Below are 22906 nucleotides of genomic sequence, written 5' to 3' on the forward strand. Positions count from 1 at the left end.
GCTTAGCATGTTCAGCGATTAATGATCAGCTATCGGCTGTGATGAATGTTCTTCTTGTCTAGGTGATAGAGTTTCATGTGTGTTTTGGCCTCAGTTCAGAGTATAATGCGCTCCTTTTTTAAGGCCGGATGCCATCCGGGTGAGACCAGTAACCTAGGGGATAGCTATGTTTAGCAAAGATATGTCAATTGCCGATTTTGATACTGATCTGTGGTCAGCAATGCAGTCTGAAGCCACACGTCAGGAAGAGCACATCGAATTGATTGCTTCTGAAAATTATACCAGCCCACGAGTCATGGAAGCTCAGGGGTCTGTACTGACTAATAAATATGCTGAAGGTTATCCTAATAAGCGTTACTACGGTGGTTGTGAGTATGTTGATGTTGTAGAGCAACTGGCCATTGATCGCGCTTGTGAGCTTTTTGATGCAACTTACGCAAACGTACAGCCTCACTCAGGTTCACAAGCTAATGCTGCTGTATACATGGCGTTGTGTCAGCCAGGTGATACTGTCTTAGGTATGAGCCTTGCTCATGGTGGCCATTTAACACACGGTGCAGCGGTGTCCTTTTCTGGCCGTATTTATAATGCTGTTCAATATGGCTTGAACGCGGAAACGGGCGAAATTGATTACGCTGACGTTGAGCGTTTAGCACTTGAGCATAAACCTAAGATGATCGTTGCTGGTTTCTCTGCGTACTCTGGCGTTGTTGATTGGCAGCGTTTCCGTGATATCGCGGATAAAGTGGGTGCATATCTGTTTGTTGATATGGCGCATGTTGCTGGTTTGGTTGCCGCCGGTGTATACCCGTCACCAATGCAGTTTGCGGATGTTGTTACTACCACTACGCACAAAACATTAGGTGGCCCACGTGGTGGTTTGATTTTGTCTGCTCGTGCAGATGAAGACTTACAGAAGAAACTGAATTTTGCTGTTTTCCCTGAGTCTCAGGGTGGTCCCTTGATGCATGTTATTGCAGGTAAAGCGGTTTGCTTTAAAGAAGCAATGCAGCCTGAGTGGAAAGCATATCAGGCACAGGTTGTAAAAAATGCACAGGCAATGGCTGAAACGTTTAAATCTCGTGGCATTAATATTGTTTCTGACGGAACAGAGAACCATTTGTTCTTAATGGATCTGATTGATAAAGACTACAGTGGTAAAGATGCAGATGCTGCCTTAGGTCGTGCAAATATTACTGTGAACAAAAACTCTGTCCCTAATGATCCACGTTCACCGTTTGTTACATCGGGTCTGCGTATCGGCACACCTGCGGTAACACGTCGAGGCTTTAAAGAGGCAGAAGTTACCCAGTTAGCTAACTGGATCTGTGATGTTCTTGATGATATTACTAATGAAGAAACGAGCGCGCGTGTTAAAGCACAAGTACTCGATATCTGTAGCCGTTTCCCTGTTTATAAATAGCATTTCAGTTTATAAATAAGCGCTGAATCAGGTAGAATAGACGGGCGACTGAAAGGTCGCCCTTTTTTGCGTTACAGGTTATGAACTAGCTATTATATACATCGCTCTTTACCTCGAGTAAGACACGAACTGTTTTACTTACGCTCTTTAATGACAGGATTTCACTATGCATTGTCCCTTTTGTGGCGCCAATGAAACCAAAGTAGTCGACTCGCGCCTTGTGGCTGAAGGCCAGCAGGTTCGCCGAAGACGTGAATGTATTGCCTGTCATGAGCGCTATACCACTTTTGAAATTGCTGAACTTCTCATGCCTCGTCTAATTAAAGCAGACGGGTCACGCCAACCTTTTGATGAAGACAAGCTCCGCGCTGGAATTCAACGCGCGTTAGAGAAGCGCCCGGTTAGCGTTGAAGCTGTCGAAGCTTGCATTAATCATATAAAGCACCGTTTACGCGCCACAGGCGAGCGAGAGTTACCATCACGCCAATTAGGCGAAGAGGTGATGGCTGCGCTACGTAAACTAGATCAAGTCGCTTATGTCAGGTTTGCATCTGTTTATCGTAGTTTCCAGGATATTAACGAATTCCGTGAAGAGATCGAGCGCCTGTCTGAAGATGAGGCGCCTAAAGTTCTTGCCTCTAAAGATAAAGTACTCGAGGGTTAGGCAGTGCTTGATTGGAGTGTAGAAGATACAGCCTATATGGCTGAGGCTATCCAGCTGGCCAAGCAAGGGCTATACACCACGGCCCCTAATCCGAGAGTCGGTTGTATTTTAGTGAAAGCCGGTGAAGTGGTTGGTCGTGGTTTTCACTATCGTGCAGGTGAAGGGCACGCTGAAGTGAACGCGCTTAAACAAGCGGGAGAAGCCGCTCGTGGTGCAACAGCTTATGTCACGTTGGAGCCTTGCAGCCATTACGGAAGAACACCTCCATGCGCGGAAGGCTTAATTAATGCAGGTGTTGCTCGGGTTGTGAGTGCCATGCAAGATCCCAACCCTAAAGTAGCTGGGCGGGGCATAAAAATGCTACAGCAGGCAGGTATTGAGTGCAGTGCTGGCTTATTAGGTAAGCAAGCGGCGGAGCTGAATCCGGGTTTTATTAAACGCATGGAAACGGGGCTTCCATGGGTAAGAGTTAAACTAGCGATGAGCCTTGATGGACGAACAGCGATGAACAGTGGTGAATCCCAATGGATCACCGGAGGCGCAGCTCGTGGTGATGTCCAGCGATTGCGGGCCAGAAGCTCTGCCATTGTCACGGGCATCGGCTCGATACAGATAGATGATTCCTCTTTGACGGTCCGTGAGACCGAATTAGGCTTAGACAATGCTATAGACATTGTTAAGCAGCAACCGCTTCGTGTGGTGCTTGATAACTCTGGGAAGATGGGCCCTGATGCTAAAATTTTACAGCAACCTGGGCGTACCCTATGGGTAACTCAGGGGGAGCGTGATATGCCTCACGCTGACGTGCTTACAGCTCAACAGTGTGATAGCCAGATTGATTTACAATGGCTATTACGTCATCTGGCAGAATCGGAACAGTGCAATGAGGTGCTGGTTGAGGCTGGTGCTACATTGGCAGGAGCATTTGTTGAAGCGGGGTTAGTCGACGAGCTAGTTGTCTATATGGCGCCGACAATATTAGGCTCCAATGCGCGCGCTTTATTACAGTTGCCCTTAGATAAAATGGATCAGAAACTACGGTTATCAATGACTGATTGTCGGCAATTAGGTGATGATCTTCGTCTAACGTACTCTTTTCTTGATAGAGCAAGCAGTTCCTGTAACACCTCCCAAAATAACGCCGTTAATGAGGTGTCCGTTTAATGTTTACTGGTATTATTGAAGCCTTGGGAGAAGTGGCAGCACTTGAGCAAAGCCAAGGTGACCTTCGTCTTTATATTAGAACGGGTGCTTTAGATTTATCCGATGTTCAGTTGGGCGATAGTATTGCGACAAACGGCGTGTGTTTAACCGCCGTTGAATTACCGGGTGATGGGTTTTGGGCAGATGTATCACGTGAGTCTTTAGCGCATACCCGGTTAGAGTCTTTGAAGGTGGGTGAGCGCGTTAACTTAGAAAAAGCCTTGATGCCTACAAGCCGTTTAGGTGGGCATATTGTGACAGGGCATGTTGATGGTATTGGTAAAGTGCTTGAGCGACGTGAAGATGCCCGCTCAATTCATCTGGTGGTTGAAGCCCCGGTGTCTTTATCAAAGTATATCGCTGGTAAAGGTTCGATCACTGTTGATGGTGTTAGCTTAACGGTTAATAGCGTGCAGGGAGCCTTGCTGACGCTGAATATTGTACCTCATACGGCCCAACAGACACTGCTTGATCAATATGTCACGGGCAGTAAAGTTCACTTGGAAGTAGATATCATCGCTCGTTATATGGAGCGCCTTCTAATGGCTGGACAAACAGAGCATACGCAAGAAGAACAAAGTGGATTAACGCTGGCGACGCTAGCGGAAAATGGTTATATGAAGCGTTAAAATATTATAAGACAGGAAGATAATGATGGAGCTAAATAGCCCACAAGAACTGATTGAAGATATTCGTCAGGGAAAAATGGTCATCCTGATGGATGATGAAGATCGTGAAAATGAAGGCGATATTGTTATCGCGGCTGATCAGGTTCGTGCTGAAGATATTAACTTTATGGCAATGCACGCGCGCGGCTTAATTTGCTTAACGTTAACGCGTGAGCGTTGTGAACAGTTGAATCTACCCTTGATGGTTCAAAGCAATGGCGCTCAGTTCTCGACTAACTTCACAATGTCTATTGAAGCAGCTACCGGTGTTACCACGGGTATCTCTGCCGCTGATCGTGCCCACACGGTTCGTGTAGCGGTAAAAGGCGATGCTAAAGCCGAAGATATTGTTCAACCCGGTCATATATTTCCATTGATGGCGCAACCCGGTGGTGTTTTAAGCCGCGCGGGGCATACAGAGGCAGGTTGTGATCTTGCGCGTATGGCTGGTTTAACCCCAGCAGCGGCTATCGTTGAAATCATGAATGATGATGGAACGATGGCGCGTCGCCCTGATCTAGAAAAGTTTGCAGAAAAGCATAAATTGAAGATCGGCACTATTGCTGATCTCATCCATTATCGTACGACTAATGAGCGCACAGTAGAAAAAGCTGATGAAGGCGTTTTGACGACAGAGTACGGCGATTTTAACTACACGACTTATCATGACACTATTCAAAATGTCACTCATATGGCGTTAGTTAAGGGCGATATTAAGCCCAACGACGCTACGATTGTTCGTGTGCATGTGCGTGGTGATGTGTTGCGTGATTTAGTGGGTGTAAACCGTGATGGCGATTCTAAATGGACAATGCATCGTGCACTAGAATATGTAGCCAAGGAAGAGCAAGGTGTTGTTCTGCTGCTGGATAATGGCCAGCGTGAAGATCTTGGAACAGCGTTAGATCGTGTGTTGGGTAAACAACCTAAAACACGTGCAGCTAACTTTAGTTCGTCTGGTGCTTATCTGACGGTGGGTACAGGGTCTCAAATTTTGCGTGACTTAGGTGTAGGTAAAATGCGTTTACTTAGCTCTCCTATCAAATTTAATGCAATTTCTGGGTTTGATTTGGAAATTGTTGAATACATCCCCTGCGATGAGTAATTAACAGGAATATATTATGCCAGTACAAATTATTGAAGGTGACTTCGTTTCCGCTGATGGTAACTATGCCATCGTAGTGGGCCGTTTCAACGCATTTGTGGTTGAAAGCTTGTTAGAAGGTGCACTGGATACACTTAAACGCCATGGCGTTAAAGAAGAGAATATTCGTGTTGTACGTGTGCCTGGGGCATTCGAAGTTCCTTTGGTTGTGCAAAAAATTGCCCAACAGAAAAAAGATGATGCCATTATTGCTTTAGGTGCGGTTATTCGTGGTGGTACACCACACTTTGAGTATGTGTCAGCTGAGAGTTCTAAAGGTGTTGCTCAAGTAGCAATGGATTCCGGAATTCCTGTTGCTAACGGTATTTTGACAGTTAATAGTATTGAACAAGCGATTGAGCGTTCAGGTACTAAAGCGGGAAATAAAGGCGCTGAAGCAGCGTTATCTGCACTAGAAATGGTTAGCTTACTGCGTAACCTTGAGGCGTAATTGGAATGACAGAAGAAAGCTCACCAGCTCCACGTAAAGCTAAAAAGACATCGTTAACGGCACAACGTCGTTCCGCTCGTGGTTTTGCTTTACAAGCCTTGTATCAGTGGCATATGGCTGGGCAACCAGTTAACGAAATAGAAGCTCAGTTTCGTGTTGATAATGATATGGCTGGCACGGATGTTAAGTTGTTTCGTGAAATTCTACAGGGTGTTTCACACTCTAAGAGTGAATTAGATGAGGCTTTTCAGCCTTTCCTTGATCGTGGATTGCATGAATTAGATCCCGTTGAACTAGCGGTATTACGCATAGGTAGTTATGAACTGATTAACCGCCTAGAGGTACCTTACCGTGTTGCTATTAATGAAAGTGTTGATTTAGCGAAAACCTATGGTGCTACCGATAGCCATCGTTATGTGAATGGTATTTTGGATAAGCTGGCTCAACGTGTTCGTATGGTTGAGATTCGGGGTGCTCGAGGAAAGTAGTCGTCATGGATGAGTTTGCACTGATACGCCGTTACTTTCAGCCTTTACCGCAGCGCCAGCAAGGCGCCTGTGAGGGCGTATCTGTAGGTATCGGCGATGATTGTGCAGTGCTTAGTGTCCCAGAGGGGCAGCAGTTGGTTGTCTCTATCGATACGCTGGTTGAAGGTACGCATTTTTTAACAGATACACCGGCGGAGCAGCTTGCTTGGCGCCTGCTTGGGGCCTCTGTTAGTGATTTAGCTGCAATGGGAGCAACCCCCAGCTGGCTGACGCTTGCACTGACATTACCTTATGCTGACGAAGCATGGGTGAGTGATTTTTCCGCGGCACTGGCTGAAGCATCTCAGCTTTACTCTATCCAGTTAGTGGGTGGTGACACTACGCGTGGACCGCTGACATTAACGGCACAGGTGCATGGTTTTGTTAAAACAGATGCTGCCTTGTTACGAAGCAATGCTCAGATCGGTGACTTGATTTGTGTAACGGGAACGCTCGGAGATAGCCGGGCAGGGTTAGAAACGCTATTAACAAAATCCTCATCAAACACTGTTGTAGAGTACTTACGTCAGCGTTTTTATCGTCCTCAGCCTAGAGTCTCTACAGGGCAATTAATATCTGCTTATGCTTCGTCGTGTATTGATATTTCTGATGGCTTGTTAGGCGATATACAGCATATTCTGGATCAATCAGGTGTAGGGGCTCAAATTAATCCTGAAGCGCTACCTTTGTCAGCTGAGATTCAGCACTTTACTGATGATAAAACAGCACGAGAGTGGGCTTTATCCGGAGGTGAAGACTTTGAGCTGTGCTTTACAGTGCCTCCTGAGCAATGGGTAAGTCTACAGGAGCACTTGCAAAATCATGACGTGCAGGTAACACCTGTCGGTGCTATATGTGATGAGGCTAAGGGCTTGCAGTTATTCAGTCAAGGTGAATGGCGTGCTGTAGCAGCGAATGGATATAAGCACTTTTAATGAATAAAGAAGACACTATATGAAGCTCAGTACAAAACGAATTTTACGTAATCCAGTGCACTGTTTAGCATTTGGTTTTGGCAGTGGACTTGCGCCTAAGGCACCTGGAACCTTTGGTACTTTGGCTGCGGTGCCTTTGTTTTTGTTGTTGTCTTACTTATCATTATCTGAGTACATATTTGTTGTTATTTTTGCATCAATTGTGGGTATTTATTTTTGTGGTCAAACGGCTAAAGATTTACGGGTGCATGATCATCCGGGTATCGTTTGGGATGAATTTGCAGGTTTTTGGATCACAATGATAGCTGTACCTGTCTCGTGGTGGAGTGTGCTGCTTGGTTTTGCATTATTTAGGCTTTTCGATATATGGAAGCCTTGGCCGATTAAATGGGTAGACCAGCATGTTCATGGTGGTGTAGGTATTATGTTAGATGATGTATTGGCCGGCTTATTGGCATTTGGCGTGTTACATCTACTTATTGGTTTAATATCTTAGCCGAGAACTTTTTGTTCTTAAAAAGTATTTCGTTTTCAGCTTCGTTTCAGTTTCAGGGACTACTCTGCAATTGAAATAAAAAAACGGAGAACGGTCATGAAAATGTTTACACAAACAATTGCCCTTACCTCAATCCTCTTTGCTGCTAGTGCAGTCGCTTCAACTCAAGGGTTGGCTCCACCTATGCACTCAACTGAATTTAACATGCACTCTCCAAGTATGGTTATGGCTGATGCACATTACACCTTTGCTGGTATTTATGAGAATGCACTTTCAAGTAGTTCGACAGAGCGTCATCTTGGACAAGGTATAACTGGAGGCACACTGAAGGCATCCGAATTTTGTCTTACAACGGACTTATCTATTGCGCTTAATGAAAACTCAGTTGAAAGACATCTTGGTGGTAAGCAATGCTAAATAGGTTTTTTTCTGTAGTACTTCATAGTATAGAGAGGCACACTTAACGTACCTCTCTTATACTGTGAGGGTCATCATGGATTTTGTGGTTTTATGAATAAAATAAAAATAGTACTTATATTTGTCTTACTCTTTTCTCCTTTACTACATGCTGGTGAAGGTACTCCTATAGCACCTGCGGTCTACGAAAATGGTGATCGATTAGATTATCAAGCGTGCAGAGTGTTAGTGAAGCGCGGCGAAATATTGCCCATGTCAGACCTGATGGAATTAGCCAATAAGCGCTCCAGTGACCATATTCTTGATGCATATTTAGTGAAAGAGAATGATCAGTACTATTATCAAATCGAGTCAGTCGATAATAATGGGGTTGTGAGTGTCTTTTATATGGACGCTACCAATGGCGAAATTGTAAAGAACTTCAAGGTACCTCAGTGAGAATACTGCTAGTAGAAGATGATCGAACGTTAGGGCCAGATTTAAAGAAAGAGCTCGCGGCACTTGGGTATGCAGTGGATCTTGCTGATAACGGTGTGGATGCTGAGGCTCTAGGGTATGAAGATATTTATGACCTTGCTGTGCTTGATTTAGGCTTGCCTCAACGGCCGGGTATTGAAGTATTAAAAAACTGGCGTAAGCGTAGTAATAATATCCCCACATTAATTTTAACAGCACGCTCTTCTTGGCAAGAAAAAATTGACGGCTTTGATGCGGGTGCTGATGATTATCTGGCTAAACCGTTTCATACGGAAGAGCTGGTTGCACGTATGACCGCTTTATTGCGTCGTGCAAAACAGCAGCCAACAAAGCAGCTAGAAACATCGGGCTTAGTTTTAAATGAGAAGACTCAAGCCGTCAGTGTTGAAGGCAGTAATGAGTTAGAGTTAACTGGGATGGAATACAAATTATTAAGGTATTTAATGCATAACCCTGGACGCTTGCTTTCTAAGCTCCAAATTGTGGAGCATATTTATGATGATGGTGCTGAAAATGACAGCAATGTTGTTGAGGCCTATATAAAGATGTTACGTAAGAAAATTGGTAAAGAACGTATACAAACAAAACGCGGCCAAGGTTATATCTTTGTAAATCAGTTATGAAGAACTCAATACAAGGAAGGCTTAATCTTGCATTTGTTGGGCTGACATTAACTGTCTTTGCGATCCTTTGGGTTTTACAGGGTATGGCGGTGCGAGAAGTCGCCTATGAATTTGTAAGCGCTAGAATGCAGGGTGATGCTCGTACAGTGCTACAAGCTGTGATGAGTAAAGATGATAAATGGCAAATTGACCCTGAATACATCTCCCCTGTTTATACGCAGCCCATGTCTGGGCATTATTACCAATTTCTTGTCGATGATGGAGAATGGAGCTTCTCAAGATCATTGTGGGACGAAGAAATACCTACCTATGACGGGAAGCCTGTTGGCCAACTCAATATTGATTTACAGTATAAGCGTGATAAGCCTTGGTTGGTTTATGATAATCGTTTTGAAAAGGCTGGCCATACGATACGTATTGTCTTAGCTGAAGATATCAGTCAAATAGAAGCAAAGCTGAAGTCCTTAAGTTGGTGGGTGGCAGGTATTGGCTTGCTATTTATTCTGATTCTTTTAGTCGTTCAAATATTAGTTATTCGCCATGGTTTGAAAAGCCTAACATGTGTGCAGCAAGATATTATCAGGCTTAAAGAAGGTGATATAAGCACACTGTCTGAAGTTCAGGTAAAAGAAATAGCGCCTTTAGTGAATGAAATTAATTACATGATAGAGAGTATGACCCTTCGCTTGGATCGTTCTCGTCATGCGGTGGGTAATTTGGCTCATGCTGCTAAAACTCCCTTGACGGTGATTGATCGCCAGATTGAAACACTGCGACAATCCAGCCCTGAGTGTGCAAATGCACTTGAGCAGCAGTCTCAAGCTTTAAGGAACTTAGTGGAGCGAGAGCTCACTCGTGCTCGCATTGCTGGAGCAGCAATGCCTGGGCAAAAAGTAATTATTGAAGAAGAAGTCGAAAAATTAACGAAAGCGATGAAGATGATTTATCGTGATAAAGCCCTCGAATACGAAATTTCCATAAAAAGTACCACATTCTTCCCTGGCGAGCGTGATGATTTAATTGAGCTAATGGGTAATTTGATTGATAACGCTAGTAAATGGGCAACAACAAAAGTTCGTATTAGAGGTATGATGAATGAACATTGTTTAGAGTTGTGTATTGAAGATGACGGGCCGGGTATTCCTGAAGATAAAATGACACTACTAATGTCACGGGGTGAACGCCTAGATGAGTCTACGGTTGGACACGGTTTAGGGCTCAGTATTGTTATGGAAATTGTTCGCCAGTATAAAGGCGTGTTTCAACTCCTGCCTTCCAATATGGGAGGTTTGCATACGCATCTATTGCTACCCCGTCAGCAGAATGCTGAATTGAAATCTGTCATGCTAACTAGTCAGTGATAATGATTACCCAAAAGGGCCATCCACTGATAAACTATGCTGCCTGTTTTTTGAGGATAGATGAGTGACTATCGAGTATGTAGCTGATTCCAAACTGCCAATGCCATGGGGCACCTTTACTATGGTGGGCTTTGAGGATACAGAAACCAGTAAAGAGCATATCGCTATGGTTTTTGGTGACGTCTCCGGTGATGAGCCTGTATTGGCGCGAGTGCATTCAGAGTGCCTAACAGGTGACGCGTTATTTAGCTTGCGTTGTGATTGTGGTTTTCAGCTGCAAGAGGCATTAAAGCGGATCGCTGAAAATGGCAGCGGTATTCTTTTATACTTGCGCCAAGAAGGCCGCGGTATTGGTTTGCTTAATAAAATTAAGGCATACAATCTTCAAGATCAAGGTGCCGATACCGTTGAAGCAAACGAGCGTCTCGGCTTTGCTGCCGACCTTCGTAATTACAGCATGTGTGAACCAATGCTCGAGCACTTGGGGATTAAGTCTGTTAGGTTAATGACAAATAATCCTCGTAAAGTAAAAGCATTAGAAACATATGGCGTTACAGTATCTGAACGAGTGCCGTTACAGGTTGGGAAAAACCGTCATAATGAAGAGTACCTCGCTACTAAAATGGGAAAGATGGGTCATATGATGACTGAACACCATTTTGTGGATGACGAAAGTTAAATAACCTATCCCAAACTATTCGCTCTTATATGACGGGCTTTCGTATAGGAGCGTGATTAAGCACACCCGAAAGAGCAGAGTTCTCAGCGGCATTGTCGCGACTCCCAGACTCCCAAACTCTTTTTCGTATATCGGTCGGTTTTCTGAGAAGAGTAGTAGCTTGTTCACGTGAAATGGGTCTGCTGAACAGATAGCCTTGAATTTCATCACATTTCAAATTTTGCAGTACGTTCAACTGTTCTTCGGTTTCTACTCCCTCAGCAATTACATGCAGTCCTAGACTATGTGCCATCGCAATGATTGCGCTTATGATTGCGGTATCGTGTGTATGCGTTGGGAAGTCTCGTAGAAAAGATCGGTCAATCTTTACGATATCAATTGGAAAGCGCTTTAGGTAACTCAGAGAAGAGTAGCCAGTGCCAAAGTCATCCAATGAGACACGTAGCCCCGCATTACTGAGACCATCAATTATAGAGACAGCAGTATCGAGGTTTTGTATTAATGCTGATTCGGTGATTTCTATAGTTATTGATGCAGGCGCTACACCTGATTGCTCAACAATATCTATGACCAAATTAGCTAATTCAGATTTGCGTAGTTGAACGGTCGAGAAATTTACTGCCATGGATAAATGCTCGTGCCCACTTGATTGCCACGCTTTTAATTGTCTGCAGGCGGTTTTTAGTACCCAATTACCAATTTCATCAATAAGGCCAGCATTCTCAGCGATAGGTATGAAATTGTCTGGAGTGACTAGTCCAAGTTCTGGGTGGCGCCAGCGTATTAGTGCTTCAAAACTAGAAATTCTACCGGTGCTCATGTCGACCACTGGTTGGTATTCAAGAAAGAGCTCATCGCGTTCAACGGCGCGATGAAGTTGTCCTTCCATGCGTAATTGTCTTTTTGAACGCAGGCTCATCTCTTTATTGAAGTATAAGCACACGTCTCTTCCGGGTGCAGATTTAGCTTCACGTAATGCTGCCGCTGCATTTGCTAATAGGATATCAGGGTCATCACTATCATTAGGGTAAATACTGGCACCGATACGAACATCAAGTAATACTTCAGTACTTTCGATTTGGATTGGTTCGTTCATAGAAGCAAACATACGTTGGATAATCCACGTAGTGGATTCATCACTTTGCATATCCGTTAGTAGTACGACAAATTCACCGCTACTAATACGCGAAACGCTAATGCCAATGTTTGATGAGCCATCAATAGCGACGGTGTCTGTAGAACGAAGTGTTTTATTCAAGCGGCCTGCGACCAGTTTGATTAATTTCTCTGCACTGAGGTCTCCCAGAGTATTTCTAATTACTTGTAATGTATCAATATCAATAAATAGCACAGCTATTTTAGTATTGCAGCGGCGGCTACGCTCTACATTCTGTTTTATCCGGTCAACTAAAACGATGCGGTTGGGAAGGCCTGTAGCTTCGTCAGTTGAGGCTACACCGTGGGTACTTTGGGCGCGAATTAATGCTTCAAGTTCTGTTATGCGATGTTGTAGTCGTTGCTCTGTTTCGCGTTCAATCTGTGTATCGTTTATTAACTCGTGAGTATCGATTGAGGGGAGTGTTACAGAATCATCTACATTACTCATGGCATCGGTGTTACTTGCTTTTGACCAGCGAGTGACTCGGTTACGACCAGAATTTTTAGATTGATAAAGCGCTTTATCAGCTAAATCTATCATGGCTCCAGGTGTTGATGTTCCTCCAAAATCGCTTGAAACTCCAAAGCTTGCAGTAAAACGAATAGCACTGGTGAATTCATCAATTTTTCCTTCGTGAACAGCTACTCGCATGCGTTCTGCAATAATGGCAGCTTGTTGTTCATCTACATTTGGAAGTACGATGCAAAATTCTTCACCGCCATAGCGGCCTACGAGGTCTTCAGTACGTGCTGTTTCAACTAATATCCTAGCAAGAAGTTTGATGACTTTATCGCCAGTTGAATGTCCGAATCTATCATTGATTGACTTGAAGTGGTCAATATCTACCATAATACAACTAATTGATGTCCCTTCATCAGCGGCTTCTGCTAGTAAGGTTGTAAACCCATCAAAGAGCGAACGTCGGTTAAGAGATCCCGTTAATGGGTCTCGGGTAGCTAATACTTGCAGTTCTCTATTTTGGCGAGTTATTTCTCTTTGGCTGTGTTGAATGCGGTCTAGTGCACGCTTTAAATCAGTATTTTTGTGCTCCAGTTCTGTTACGTCATCGAAGGTGGCGACGATGCCGCGAACATCTCCAGCAGGTGTTTGTATCGGTGCTATATTCACAGCAAAGCTAAGTTGTTCTTTAAGAGCCGTTGTAAGCTTTAGCTGAGACGAAGAGGGGGCTTCAATACCATCTAAAGCAAGTTGCCAGGGCAAGATTAATGGGCCGCCTTCGTCTTTAGGTGATGCGGCGCTCCAATCTAGATCTGAAAGGTATTTACCTATTAAAGTATTGGAGGATTGACCAATTTTTTCTTCAAATGCTGTGTTTAAAAACACAATACGCCCTTTAGTATCCAGCATGGCCAGCCCTTCGGCTAATACATCTAGAGCTGCGCGTACACGATCGGGGACAACCGCACTTGGGTCTAATTCATTGAGTGCGCGTTTGAGAAAAAGCCAGTAAGCGATAAAACCTGATAAAGAAATAAATAAAATGACAGTTACAATGGAGCCACCATTGAAAAGCTCAAAGTCATTGGCTCCGAGTGGTTTGAAGCTGATTTCTAGCGCTCCCCAGCGTCCAGATTCATTATGAATGGGCACTTGAACATGAGTGGCTGTTGATACATTTTTATCAGTGGGCTTCCAATAGCTTATATGATCTCCAGCACTTGATATTAAGCGACCATCAGCCGTTCTTAAACCGGCAGAAAGGATGCTCTGATTACGAGCTTGTAAAGAGTGGATTGTGTCAGTGACAGAGTCCATGTGGCCTTGTGCAATACTTGACGAAACTTGCACGGCAAGTGATTCGGAAATGGTTTTTCGTGCCGTAAACTCAGCATGTTTTTGGTCGGGAATAACACCCAGCAAGTCTCCTATTAAGAGTAAGCTAATCGTTAATAAGATCAAGCCAATAGAAAGGCGAAAAACAGGTGAAACAGCTGGTCTCATTGTTTTTTCAACTTGTTATTAGATAGGTGTATGGCCTTAACGCTCAAATAGCTCATCAACTTTATTCTCTGTTTTTTCATCTTGAATATTGTCTAAAATTTGCTCAGTCTGAAGTGGTTCTTTTTGATCTTTTTCATTGGCCGCTAAAATAGGCATAGGGTCTAAATGCCTCCAAGCGGGCATGGCCGCTAAAAGGCTGGCCATTAATGATCCTGCTCTAAGTGCCCAGCTAACAAAACCGGCAGTCAAGGTTATGCTTACACCCGTGATGGCTTCTGCGCTTAACTCTAGTTCTTTTTCTTTCGCCATTTCTGATTCATCAAGATCTTGAAGCATTTTATCTAGATCATCTAAGAACTCGAGGCTCTTAGTACTTGAGTCACTAGGCTCTACTGTAGCAATGCCATCATCTTTCCAGAATGAAGCAAGTTCTTGAAGGAATGTCTGTGTTATTTCAACACTAGGCTTAGTGTCTTCTGTTGTTTTAATTGTAGACGGTCTTTCTGACAAAACGCTTAGAAAAAGGTCATTGGGTGTGAGAGGTGTTGGTGTAGCCGTAGCCGTTATAAACGCAGGGGTTAATGAGCTACTGTCGTCGAAAATAGTTTCTGTCGCGTTTTCTGTATCATTAGTTTCATTCGTGTCGTTGGTTTCTTCTATTTCTGAGGTATTTTCATCATCTGGCTCTTCTGTCGGTGGCGTTGTTGGCTGCTCTGGTTCAGGTGTAATAGGAATGATTACGCTAGGGGGGCTATCAATACCGTTAATTGTGATAGCGATATTATGCGTAGTACCGTCGGCGCTCATGACTGTAAAAGTATCAAGTAAAGATTGAGATCCACTTAATACTTGGATAGTTGCTTGAGAGTTATCAGCTGAATAACTCCATGCTCCAGTAGTGTTGATGCTTATGATGCCATAGTTTCCAGTAATGCTAGCAGGTAGGAAACTTGATTGTCCTGGGTCTACGTCGGTAATCGAGAGTGTGCCGGATGTACTTAAGAGTAAATTAACATCAAGGTTTTTTGTAACGGTGCCAGTATTGTCACCGTCAATAACTGCAGGATCGTTGATATTAGACAGCGTGATGCTGATGGTCTGCGCAGTGCTACCGCCTGCATCATCGGTGACGGTGACCTCAAAACTGTCGCTCCCAAACCAGTTCGCATCGCTGGGTGTATACGTCCACGCGCCACTGCTCGCATCAATGCTTGGCGTGCCGTTGCTGGCCGCTGTGCCGCTGATGCTGAAGTAACTGCCATCGGTTAAGCCATCGGCATCGGTGGCGGTGAGGGTGCCGGTGACCACCACGCCTTCGGCGGCGGAGCCTGATGTGTTGCCGCCAATGCTGGCCGGATCATCGGTGTTGGTGATCGTGATAGACACCGCTTGGGTGGTTGTGCCGCCTGCATCATCGGTGACGGTGACCTCAAAACTGTCGCTCCCAAACCAGTTCGCATCGCTGGGTGTATACGTCCACGCGCCACTGCTCGCATCAATGCTTGGCGTGCCGTTGCTGGCCGCTGTGCCGCTGATGCTGAAGTAACTGCCATCGGTTAAGCCATCGGCATCGCTGGCGGTGAGGGTGCCGGTGACCACCACGCCTTCGGCGGCGGAGCCTGATGTGTTGCCGCCAATCGTGGCCGGATCATCGGTGTTGGTGATCGTGATGGACACCGCTTGGGTGGTTGTGCCGCCTGCATCATCGGTGACGGTGACCTCAAAACTGTCGCTCCCAAACCAGTTCGCATCGCTGGGTGTATACGTCCACGCGCCACTGCTCGCATCAATGCTTGGCGTGCCGTTGCTGGCCGCTGTGCCGCTGATGCTGAAGTAACTGCCATCGGTTAAGCCATCGGCATCGCTGGCGGTGAGGGTCCCGGTGACCACCACGCCTTCGGCGGCGGAGCCTGATGTGTTGCCGCCAATCGTGGCCGGATCATTCTGCGGTGTCACATCAATCGTAATTGTATTGGTCGAAGGGTCAGTATCTACGCCACTGTTAGCCGTGCCACCGTCATCCTGAACCTGGAATGTAAAGGCGTCGTAGCTTGAACCATTGCCGTTAAGCGCTGGCTTGAATTTGAGTTTTCCAGCGTTGATGTCTGTTATGGCTATTGAGTCGAGGTTAATTAGCGTTTCTCCTCCATCGATAATGCCATCCCCGTTACTATCTAGAAAAAGATCTCCGTTTATCGGTGCGCTCGTGATAATTATATTAAGTAAATTATTCGCAGGGGAATCACTGCTGTCGGTAAAACCAAAATCACTGGCAGCAAAAACAAAGTCAGTATCTTCCAGCGTCGCTACTGTTTTGTTTGTGCCGGCCGGCGCATCGTTAACGTCACTGACGTTGATCGTCACGGTGATGTCTGACGACAGCTGGCCGTCATTATCTTCAACGGTGTAGGTGAAGCTATCGGCCCCGACGAAGTTCAGGTTACCGGTATAAGAAAACGTCCCGTCGCTGTTGTTGGTTAAGCTACCGTTGCTGGGGCCAACGGTCACCGTGGTAGTACTCAGCACCACCGTGCCATCCACATCGGCAACATGGCTACTGATATCAATGGCGGTGGCGGTCTCTTCCAGAGCGGCCACGACCAGCGTGGTGCCGGTCGGCGCATCGTTAATTCCGGTGATAGAAATTGACGCCGTATTAAGCGCAAAACTAAAAGCACCGGATGTATCGAAAGTGCTGGTATCTACTTTGGTTCCAGTGGTACCTGAAGTTTGATCCCAAGCCGAGAAAGTAATAAATGCAATATCAGAATTTTTCTGATCAGGCACAAATCGTAAGCTATCAGAATCACGCAACAATAAGGATTGGTAAAATGAGACAGTGTCCACATCCAGCCAGCCTCCACCGATATTGTATTGCCAAGTACCATTGCTGTTGTCTATTGAAGTAATAGCAATGCCTTCTAGTGCGCCTGCGTCCGCATCGGTAATGCTATTGCCGCCATTACTGGCGATAATTTCAGAAACAAGATTACCGCCGTTGTTTACGTTATCTTCAGTAATGGCTGTCAAGAACATGCCAGCGACAGTTGGCATTTCTGGCGCATCATTGACAGCAGTTACCACTGTGCTGATAGAGACTAAACTACTGCTTATCGATGAAGAGCCTCCTGGGCTTGAAGCATCCGCAGTGGCTGCTGTAGCACCAGAGGTAAAGCCGCCAGAGTAGGTATTATCAAGTGCGCGAAGTGATAGAACATCGGGCGAGCCGTTGTAATCGGTGCTGGGGACAAAACGGATACTGGTTGATGTATCAAGTGCTAAAGAATTGGGGTAGGCAATATTTCCGATGTTATACCAGTTTGAACCCGTATCAGTAGAGTACTGCCATGTGCCTTGTGAGGCGTTTTCAGGGTTGTTAGTGATCAAGACCCCAGACATGCTAGAACCTGCATCAACATCGTTGAATGACCCAGAAAATAGATTGCTAATGGTTTCACCGGCAGGGTTCGTTAAGTCTTCAGTGATACCCGGTAAGGACCCGCCGCCAACAGTCGGTGCGTTATTGGCAGCTGTCACTGTGATAGCAACATTGTTGCTGACCTCGGTGTTATCAGCTGCTAGATTGAAAATTTCGTCTGAGGAAAGGGCGCGAGTGTAAATTCTTGCATCGTCTATTAGACCGTTGAAGTCAAAGTTAGCGTCACCGTCGTTGGGGTGTGCTCCGATACGCGACTCTCCAAACCAACCGGTATAAGTGATTGATGATGTCAGCGTGGCTGAGCCAACAACTGCTCCATCAATATATAACTTTTGAGTGTTCGATACGTCATCGAAGCTAAACGCTATATGATGCCAATTCCCATCTGACAGACTGATGTTACTTTCAATGAATTGGTATGAGCTGCCGTCGTAAAAAAATCCGGTAACCCCTTTTGAGCCGTCATCGACTCTAAGAGCGATATCGCCTCCTAGCGTGATAACCTCCCCACCATTGATGTCGAAGCTGGAGTAGTTGACCCAGGCGGCTAGAGTCACATTCGCTGGATCACCAAACATTGAAGCTATCTGAACATAGTCGCGGTCGCCGTCCAGGCTTAATACTTCCCCGCGGGTTGCGTCGGTTACGCTTGACGCATTGTTTATAAGTACTCCATTCTGTGAAACGCCAACGCTGTCGTCGATGGCATTACCGGCATCGAAGCTGTAATAACCGGTCATGTCAGCGCCCAAGGATGTCGTCATCTGTAGAGAGACTGCTCCACTAAAGCTGGTGTCGGGTGTGAAGGTCATCCCTTCTAATGCGGCGTTTAGATCGGATTCACTTCCATGAACTGTCATAAATGAGCTAGCGTTGGCCCCGCCAAGAATGGATAATCCCGTCGTCTGTGACAAGGTAAGTATTCCGTCATTTACGGAGATGAAAACCTGAAGGCGAGTATCCGTTGTACCATTGGTATCGCTTACCGAGACGGCATTACCATTGGTGGCGTTAAACGTTAGTGTCTGATTTTCGCCAATGCTTTGTGCGCCTGGTAATGTCTGGGTAAATACGCTCGGAGAAGTCGTAATGACGTTCATTGAGAATTCAGACGTTGCACCGTAATTTCCACTTCCCAGATCCACTGTGGCTGTTGAGCTGACTCGATCATTTGCAGCAATTGATACACCAAACACTGCATTAATTGAAGCGTCACCATTTATATCTGTTGTAACAGAAATGTAGCCAAGGTAAGTTTCGCCTTCGCCGTGCCCGCTAGGGTCTTCTGTACCAACAGGACTGCTAAAAAATTCAATACGATAAGTAGTATTTGGGTTTGAGTTTATCTGTCCTGTAATGGTTGTATTTACCCCAGAAACACTAGCAGCAAAGAGCACAGGGAAGTTTTGTAAGCTGTTTGCACCAGTATCTCCATCTCCGTCGACAAGGTCATTCGCAGTTACGCCGTCATTGCCTAAATCAATCCCTTGTTGGGTGTTTGAATGGATAGAATTTCCAAGGATTGTATTATCGGTAGCCGCATTATCTGAAAGTAAGATGCCATCGCCTGCGTTGAAAGCAATAATATTACCTGCGCCTGCTTCTGTTCCGCCTATCGTATGGTTAGATTCAGTAGTGATGCGTATGCCGTTAGTGCCATTACTAATAGCGGTTGTACTGTCTGAGCCAACGCCAATATAGTTGCCTTGGATGACTGTTCCTGTTGTTCCGGTACCTGGGCTGGCTCCATCGCTGATAATGATGCCGTCGCTGTTGTTACCCGAAATAACATTGCGTGCTGCTGATGTTGTACCACCAATGATGGTGTTATCTGCACCACTTTCTATTTGTATCCCTCTATCGCTGTTACCTAAATCAAGTAGGCCGGTTACATCCGTACCGATATAGTTGCCTTTAATGATGGTTCCATCGGCATTCTGAATGTAAATACCATCAGAGTTACCACTAATGATATTACGCGCCGCTACCGTGGTTCCGCCAATGGTATTTGCGTCTGCATTACTACTAATCTCAATACCAGCAGCAGTGTTGCCTACACTAATGGTGCCGGTTATATCGGTGCCAATGAAGTTGCCTTGTACGGTGTTATTTGTTGTGCCAGTACCCGTAATGAAAATACCATTATCATTGTTGCCTGATATGATATTTCGCTCGTTTGTAGTGGTTCCACCAATTACATTATTGGTGGAACCACTTTCTAGGCGTATACCATCTATGCTGTTACCTATATCTGTAAGGCCGTCAGAGCCGATGCCGATATAATTGCCTGAAATAGTATTGTTATCGGAGCCGTATGAAACGATACCGTTTTGGTTACCACCTATGATGTTCCCTGAATTAGCTACTGTCCCTCCAATTGTTGTGGTTTGTGTGGTGCCTGAAAGCTCAATACCCGCAGACCCATTACCAATACTACCCAGCCCGCTCGCGTTCACACCAATGTAGTTTCCCGCGATGACGGTGCCAGTTGCAGTACTTTGGAGTTGAATGCCATCATCGTTATTGCCTGCAATAACGTTGCGATCAGATGCCGTAGTGCCACCAATAATATTATTACTGCCGCTGATACGAATACCGTCATAGGTGCTGCCCAAGTCAGCAATACCGTCCGTGCCTATATAGTTCCCTGCGATCAAGTTGTTGCTGGAGTCTATCTTTATACCGTCATTTCCAGCATTGAGTATTTGTAAGCCACGAATAGTACTGCCATCGCTTCCTTCTTGAAGCCAAAGCCCATTGACCACACCTGCCGAACTACCATCAATTGCTATCAGCGGTGCTCCGCTAAAGTCGGTTTCGGTTGTACCATTGATGATTACTGCTTCAGTGATAGCGGGGAGAGCTGAGGTTAATGAAATCGTATGAATGCCTGATCCAGCAATATTAAAGTTTATGGTATCTGTGCCGGAGGTATTGTTAGCCGCGATAATTGCTTCACGCAAAGAGATAGCAGCATCACCTCCTTTATTTAGGTTTAGCCAGGCAGTATCTTGGCTGGCATTGCCGTTAGTAATGCCGCTATCATTATCATTTGTTGCCGTGTCGACAGTGAGGGATGTAACAGCGGACGTGACCGTAATGCTGTAATCCTCAACTTCTCCAAACCCTATTATCTCGTTCGATGCCGGCGCATCTTGATATTTAACACTGGTGCGCATGACTGTTGTGCCTGCTACTGCATCAGTAGGGGCGAGAATGGATAATGTATAAGGCCCGTTAGCCATCACATTGGTTGCTAGCGTATAGCTTTCATTTATGTCGAGAAAGTCGCCGTCTTGGTTCCAGTCTATCCAAGTATTAATGTATTCATCACTATAAGCATTAATAGTGATGGATAGGTCATTAGATGTACCTGCTGCTACACTAGCAAACTGAGCAGTGTAGTCGCCGTACCCCCCGCCATCTTGTCCTGTCGTGTTATTGATACCTGCAAAGGTAACATTAGTGATCCATTCAAAAGTGTTATTCGCTCCATATGATGTTGGGTAGGTAGAATCTGTGACCATGACATCGATTGCTTGAGTATCTGATCCATCAATGCCATCACTTGCTTGGACGATTACCTTGTAAACATTATCTAGGTTAGTGTCAGTTGGGCTTGAAAACTCCGGAGCTGATGCAAATGTGAGCACCCCCGTAGTAGGGTTGATTGAAAACTTTAAAGCATCGTCTCCACCCGAAATGCTATAAGTCATAGTGCCGCTATTGTTATCAATAGCCGATACTGTTGCTACACTTGTAGTGCCATCTATGACAGAAATATTTGCTGTATCATTTCCGCCACTACTAATAATAACGGGTATATTTCCAACATTATTATAGAGCTCGGTAATGTCTGAACTGGTTAGTGCTCGATTGTATAAACGTACTTCATCAAGAAGGCCGTCATAATCACTGCTGACGCCATCAGTAGCTCCCATTCGTAGAGCTACGGTATTATCAACACTACCGATTAGTGCATTTGTTGCTGAATCAGCGAGGGTATTATCAATATATAATGAGAAGTCATTGCCGCTTCGCGTCCCGACTACATGGTGCCACTCTCCGTCGAATAAACCTCCTGCTGTAAGGGTTTGGAGTTGCGCTCCTGATGTGATTAGGAAATTTACTTCCCCCGAGCCTGAGCCATAAAGTATATAGCCATCTGCGCCAATAGAGTCACCTACAAGCCTAGCTGCTGTCCCTAATGATGTTGAGTTAAACCAGAAGCCAACAGAAAAGTCGCCACTTCCAAAGTCTGTAGCGACAGCATCGGGAGCGTCTACATAATCGAAGTCGCCGCTAAAATTTAACGCCCCAGAACCGACAATGCCTGTTGAGTAAACTGGAGACCCAATTAAGGAGGCGTTATTGGCTGATGCGCTACTATCAAAAGCAGTAGAGCCACTGCCCTCGTCAAAGGTGTAATGTGCGACAAGGCTGCTAGTGATATCTAGCGTTACTTGCCAGTCAGCTTGTGTATATGAGGGTATAACTATATTGGTTTCGATATTCCCCGTTGAATATTCAAGTTCCCAGTCTCCGCCAAGTTCTGCATGGCCTGTTAGATCATCAGATGCGGCAATGTCTGCTAGTGTAAGTTCGGATAGTTGCTCTATTAATGTTTGGCCATTGCCAGAAGATACTAAGTTGCAACCGTAAATCAAAATGTCGGCTTGAGTATTAAGTGATTCTCCCCACTGCCGAAGTTGGTTTTGATATTCTGGCAGGCTGTTATTACTAAGTTGGGCGCTACCTAGGTCAATCGTCCCATCACTACTATGAGAGAGAATATGAATAGCATCTAGGTTGGTGTAGTTCGCAAGTACTTCTGTAATGTGCTCAACGCCATTGATATGAGAGTTAAGCACCAACACGCTTATGTTACGAGCATCTTCAGTTTGTCGCTTTATGTCTTCTAGTAACCGTTCGTAATCAGGTACGTTTGAATTTATGAAGACGATTTCGTGACGAATACTTGTTTCTTGGGTTGCTGTTATTGGTAAAAGCTTTTCGGGCTCGAGCACTGAGTGGTTAGTGCTTTCACTTTCTAGTTGAGATGGTTGTACATTAATACGTGCGACTTCTGCTTCTGCATCCCGCAAAATGTTGGAAATAGCATCATCAATTTCTGCAATACTGGTATTTGTTAAAACATCAAGGCCAGGCACATCTGCAGAAAGCAAAATGCGGGGTTCAAGCCCTTCGATAACGGGTGCTTTATATCCTTGCTTACGTTTGAAAGCAGACTTATTCATATGAAATAGAGACATCACAA

The 22906-nt window shown here is 45.2% G+C and carries 16 protein-coding genes; 14 read left to right on the forward strand and 2 right to left on the reverse strand.

The genetic code is table 11. From position 1 onward, the window contains the following. Positions 1–166: 166 nt before the first annotated feature. From glyA to ribA, 14 genes are all read left to right on the forward strand, one after another. Entirely contained in the window at positions 167–1423 is a 1257-nt protein-coding gene (glyA, locus tag NEJAP_RS01970) for a serine hydroxymethyltransferase (protein ID WP_201349056.1), read from the forward strand. Between the two features lie 166 nt (positions 1424–1589). Then, the gene (gene nrdR / locus NEJAP_RS01975; protein ID WP_201349057.1) at positions 1590–2087 is read left to right on the forward strand and encodes a transcriptional regulator NrdR; all 498 of its coding nucleotides are present in this window, start codon (positions 1590–1592) and stop codon (positions 2085–2087) included. Positions 2088–2090: 3 nt separating this feature from the next. Next, positions 2091–3251 (forward strand): bifunctional diaminohydroxyphosphoribosylaminopyrimidine deaminase/5-amino-6-(5-phosphoribosylamino)uracil reductase RibD, encoded by a 1161-nt coding sequence (gene ribD / locus NEJAP_RS01980; RefSeq protein WP_236591032.1) that lies wholly within the window; start codon positions 2091–2093, stop codon positions 3249–3251. Then, entirely contained in the window at positions 3251–3919 is a 669-nt protein-coding gene (locus tag NEJAP_RS01985; protein ID WP_201349058.1) for a riboflavin synthase, read from the forward strand. The genes ribD and NEJAP_RS01985 overlap by 1 nt, the downstream gene beginning before the upstream one ends. Before the next feature lie 25 nt (positions 3920–3944). Beyond that, entirely contained in the window at positions 3945–5063 is a 1119-nt protein-coding gene (gene ribBA, locus NEJAP_RS01990; protein WP_201350425.1) for a bifunctional 3,4-dihydroxy-2-butanone-4-phosphate synthase/GTP cyclohydrolase II, read from the forward strand. A gap of 16 nt (positions 5064–5079) precedes the next feature. Continuing rightward, on the forward strand, positions 5080–5553 hold the full coding sequence (ribE, locus tag NEJAP_RS01995) for a 6,7-dimethyl-8-ribityllumazine synthase (protein ID WP_201349059.1): 474 nt from the start codon (positions 5080–5082) through the stop codon (positions 5551–5553). A 5-nt stretch (positions 5554–5558) separates the two neighbouring features. Further along, positions 5559–6041, forward strand: a complete 483-nt coding sequence (gene nusB / locus NEJAP_RS02000; RefSeq protein ID WP_201349060.1) for a transcription antitermination factor NusB — start codon at positions 5559–5561, stop codon at positions 6039–6041. A 5-nt stretch (positions 6042–6046) separates the two neighbouring features. Beyond that, a complete protein-coding gene (gene thiL, locus NEJAP_RS02005) occupies positions 6047–7015 on the forward strand; it encodes a thiamine-phosphate kinase (protein WP_201349061.1) in 969 nt (322 codons plus the stop codon). Between the two features lie 19 nt (positions 7016–7034). Then, the gene (locus tag NEJAP_RS02010; RefSeq protein ID WP_201349062.1) at positions 7035–7511 is read left to right on the forward strand and encodes a phosphatidylglycerophosphatase A; all 477 of its coding nucleotides are present in this window, start codon (positions 7035–7037) and stop codon (positions 7509–7511) included. Between the two features lie 96 nt (positions 7512–7607). Further along, entirely contained in the window at positions 7608–7928 is a 321-nt protein-coding gene (locus tag NEJAP_RS02015; RefSeq protein ID WP_201349063.1) for a hypothetical protein, read from the forward strand. Positions 7929–8021: 93 nt separating this feature from the next. Further along, positions 8022–8366 (forward strand): PepSY domain-containing protein, encoded by a 345-nt coding sequence (locus NEJAP_RS02020; protein WP_201349064.1) that lies wholly within the window; start codon positions 8022–8024, stop codon positions 8364–8366. Further along, positions 8363–9028, forward strand: coding sequence for a response regulator transcription factor (locus tag NEJAP_RS02025; RefSeq protein ID WP_201349065.1), 666 nt, complete (start codon positions 8363–8365; stop codon positions 9026–9028). The genes NEJAP_RS02020 and NEJAP_RS02025 overlap by 4 nt, the downstream gene beginning before the upstream one ends. Next, the gene (locus NEJAP_RS02030; protein ID WP_201349066.1) at positions 9025–10389 is read left to right on the forward strand and encodes a sensor histidine kinase; all 1365 of its coding nucleotides are present in this window, start codon (positions 9025–9027) and stop codon (positions 10387–10389) included. The genes NEJAP_RS02025 and NEJAP_RS02030 overlap by 4 nt, the downstream gene beginning before the upstream one ends. Positions 10390–10453: 64 nt before the next feature. Continuing rightward, positions 10454–11068: a GTP cyclohydrolase II gene (ribA, locus tag NEJAP_RS02035; RefSeq protein WP_201349067.1), complete on the forward strand. Its 615-nt coding sequence runs from the start codon at positions 10454–10456 to the stop codon at positions 11066–11068. A 25-nt stretch (positions 11069–11093) separates the two neighbouring features. Here the strand turns inward: ribA and NEJAP_RS02040 are convergent, their stop codons facing one another. Together NEJAP_RS02040 and NEJAP_RS02045 are read right to left on the reverse strand one after the other, a co-directional pair. Beyond that, positions 11094–14189 carry an EAL domain-containing protein gene (locus NEJAP_RS02040; protein ID WP_201349068.1) on the reverse strand — a complete coding sequence of 1032 codons (3096 nt, stop codon included), beginning with the start codon at positions 14187–14189 and terminating at the stop codon, positions 11094–11096. A gap of 36 nt (positions 14190–14225) precedes the next feature. Beyond that, positions 14226–22886, reverse strand: coding sequence for a DUF4347 domain-containing protein (locus tag NEJAP_RS02045; protein WP_201349069.1), 8661 nt, complete (start codon positions 22884–22886; stop codon positions 14226–14228). Positions 22887–22906 lie beyond the last annotated feature (20 nt).

The organism is Neptunomonas japonica JAMM 1380 (genome assembly GCF_016592555.1).
GTDB classification, from domain to species: Bacteria; Pseudomonadota; Gammaproteobacteria; order Pseudomonadales; family Balneatricaceae; genus Neptunomonas; species Neptunomonas japonica_A.

What these genes read in the sequence shown, in the direction of transcription:
- nrdR (WP_201349057.1), top strand. Translation starts at nt 1,590, where the DNA reads ATGCATTGTCCCTTTTGTGGCGCCAATGAAACCAAAGTAGTCGACTCG.
- NEJAP_RS02030 (WP_201349066.1), top strand. Translation starts at nt 9,025, where the DNA reads ATGAAGAACTCAATACAAGGAAGGCTTAATCTTGCATTTGTTGGGCTG.
- NEJAP_RS02045 (WP_201349069.1), bottom strand. Translation starts at nt 22,886, where the DNA reads ATGAATAAGTCTGCTTTCAAACGTAAGCAAGGATATAAAGCACCCGTT.
- glyA (WP_201349056.1), top strand. Translation starts at nt 167, where the DNA reads ATGTTTAGCAAAGATATGTCAATTGCCGATTTTGATACTGATCTGTGG.
- ribBA (WP_201350425.1), top strand. Translation starts at nt 3,945, where the DNA reads ATGGAGCTAAATAGCCCACAAGAACTGATTGAAGATATTCGTCAGGGA.
- ribE (WP_201349059.1), top strand. Translation starts at nt 5,080, where the DNA reads ATGCCAGTACAAATTATTGAAGGTGACTTCGTTTCCGCTGATGGTAAC.
- NEJAP_RS02015 (WP_201349063.1), top strand. Translation starts at nt 7,608, where the DNA reads ATGAAAATGTTTACACAAACAATTGCCCTTACCTCAATCCTCTTTGCT.
- nusB (WP_201349060.1), top strand. Translation starts at nt 5,559, where the DNA reads ATGACAGAAGAAAGCTCACCAGCTCCACGTAAAGCTAAAAAGACATCG.
- NEJAP_RS02020 (WP_201349064.1), top strand. Translation starts at nt 8,022, where the DNA reads ATGAATAAAATAAAAATAGTACTTATATTTGTCTTACTCTTTTCTCCT.
- thiL (WP_201349061.1), top strand. Translation starts at nt 6,047, where the DNA reads ATGGATGAGTTTGCACTGATACGCCGTTACTTTCAGCCTTTACCGCAG.
- NEJAP_RS01985 (WP_201349058.1), top strand. Translation starts at nt 3,251, where the DNA reads ATGTTTACTGGTATTATTGAAGCCTTGGGAGAAGTGGCAGCACTTGAG.
- NEJAP_RS02010 (WP_201349062.1), top strand. Translation starts at nt 7,035, where the DNA reads ATGAAGCTCAGTACAAAACGAATTTTACGTAATCCAGTGCACTGTTTA.
- NEJAP_RS02040 (WP_201349068.1), bottom strand. Translation starts at nt 14,189, where the DNA reads ATGAGACCAGCTGTTTCACCTGTTTTTCGCCTTTCTATTGGCTTGATC.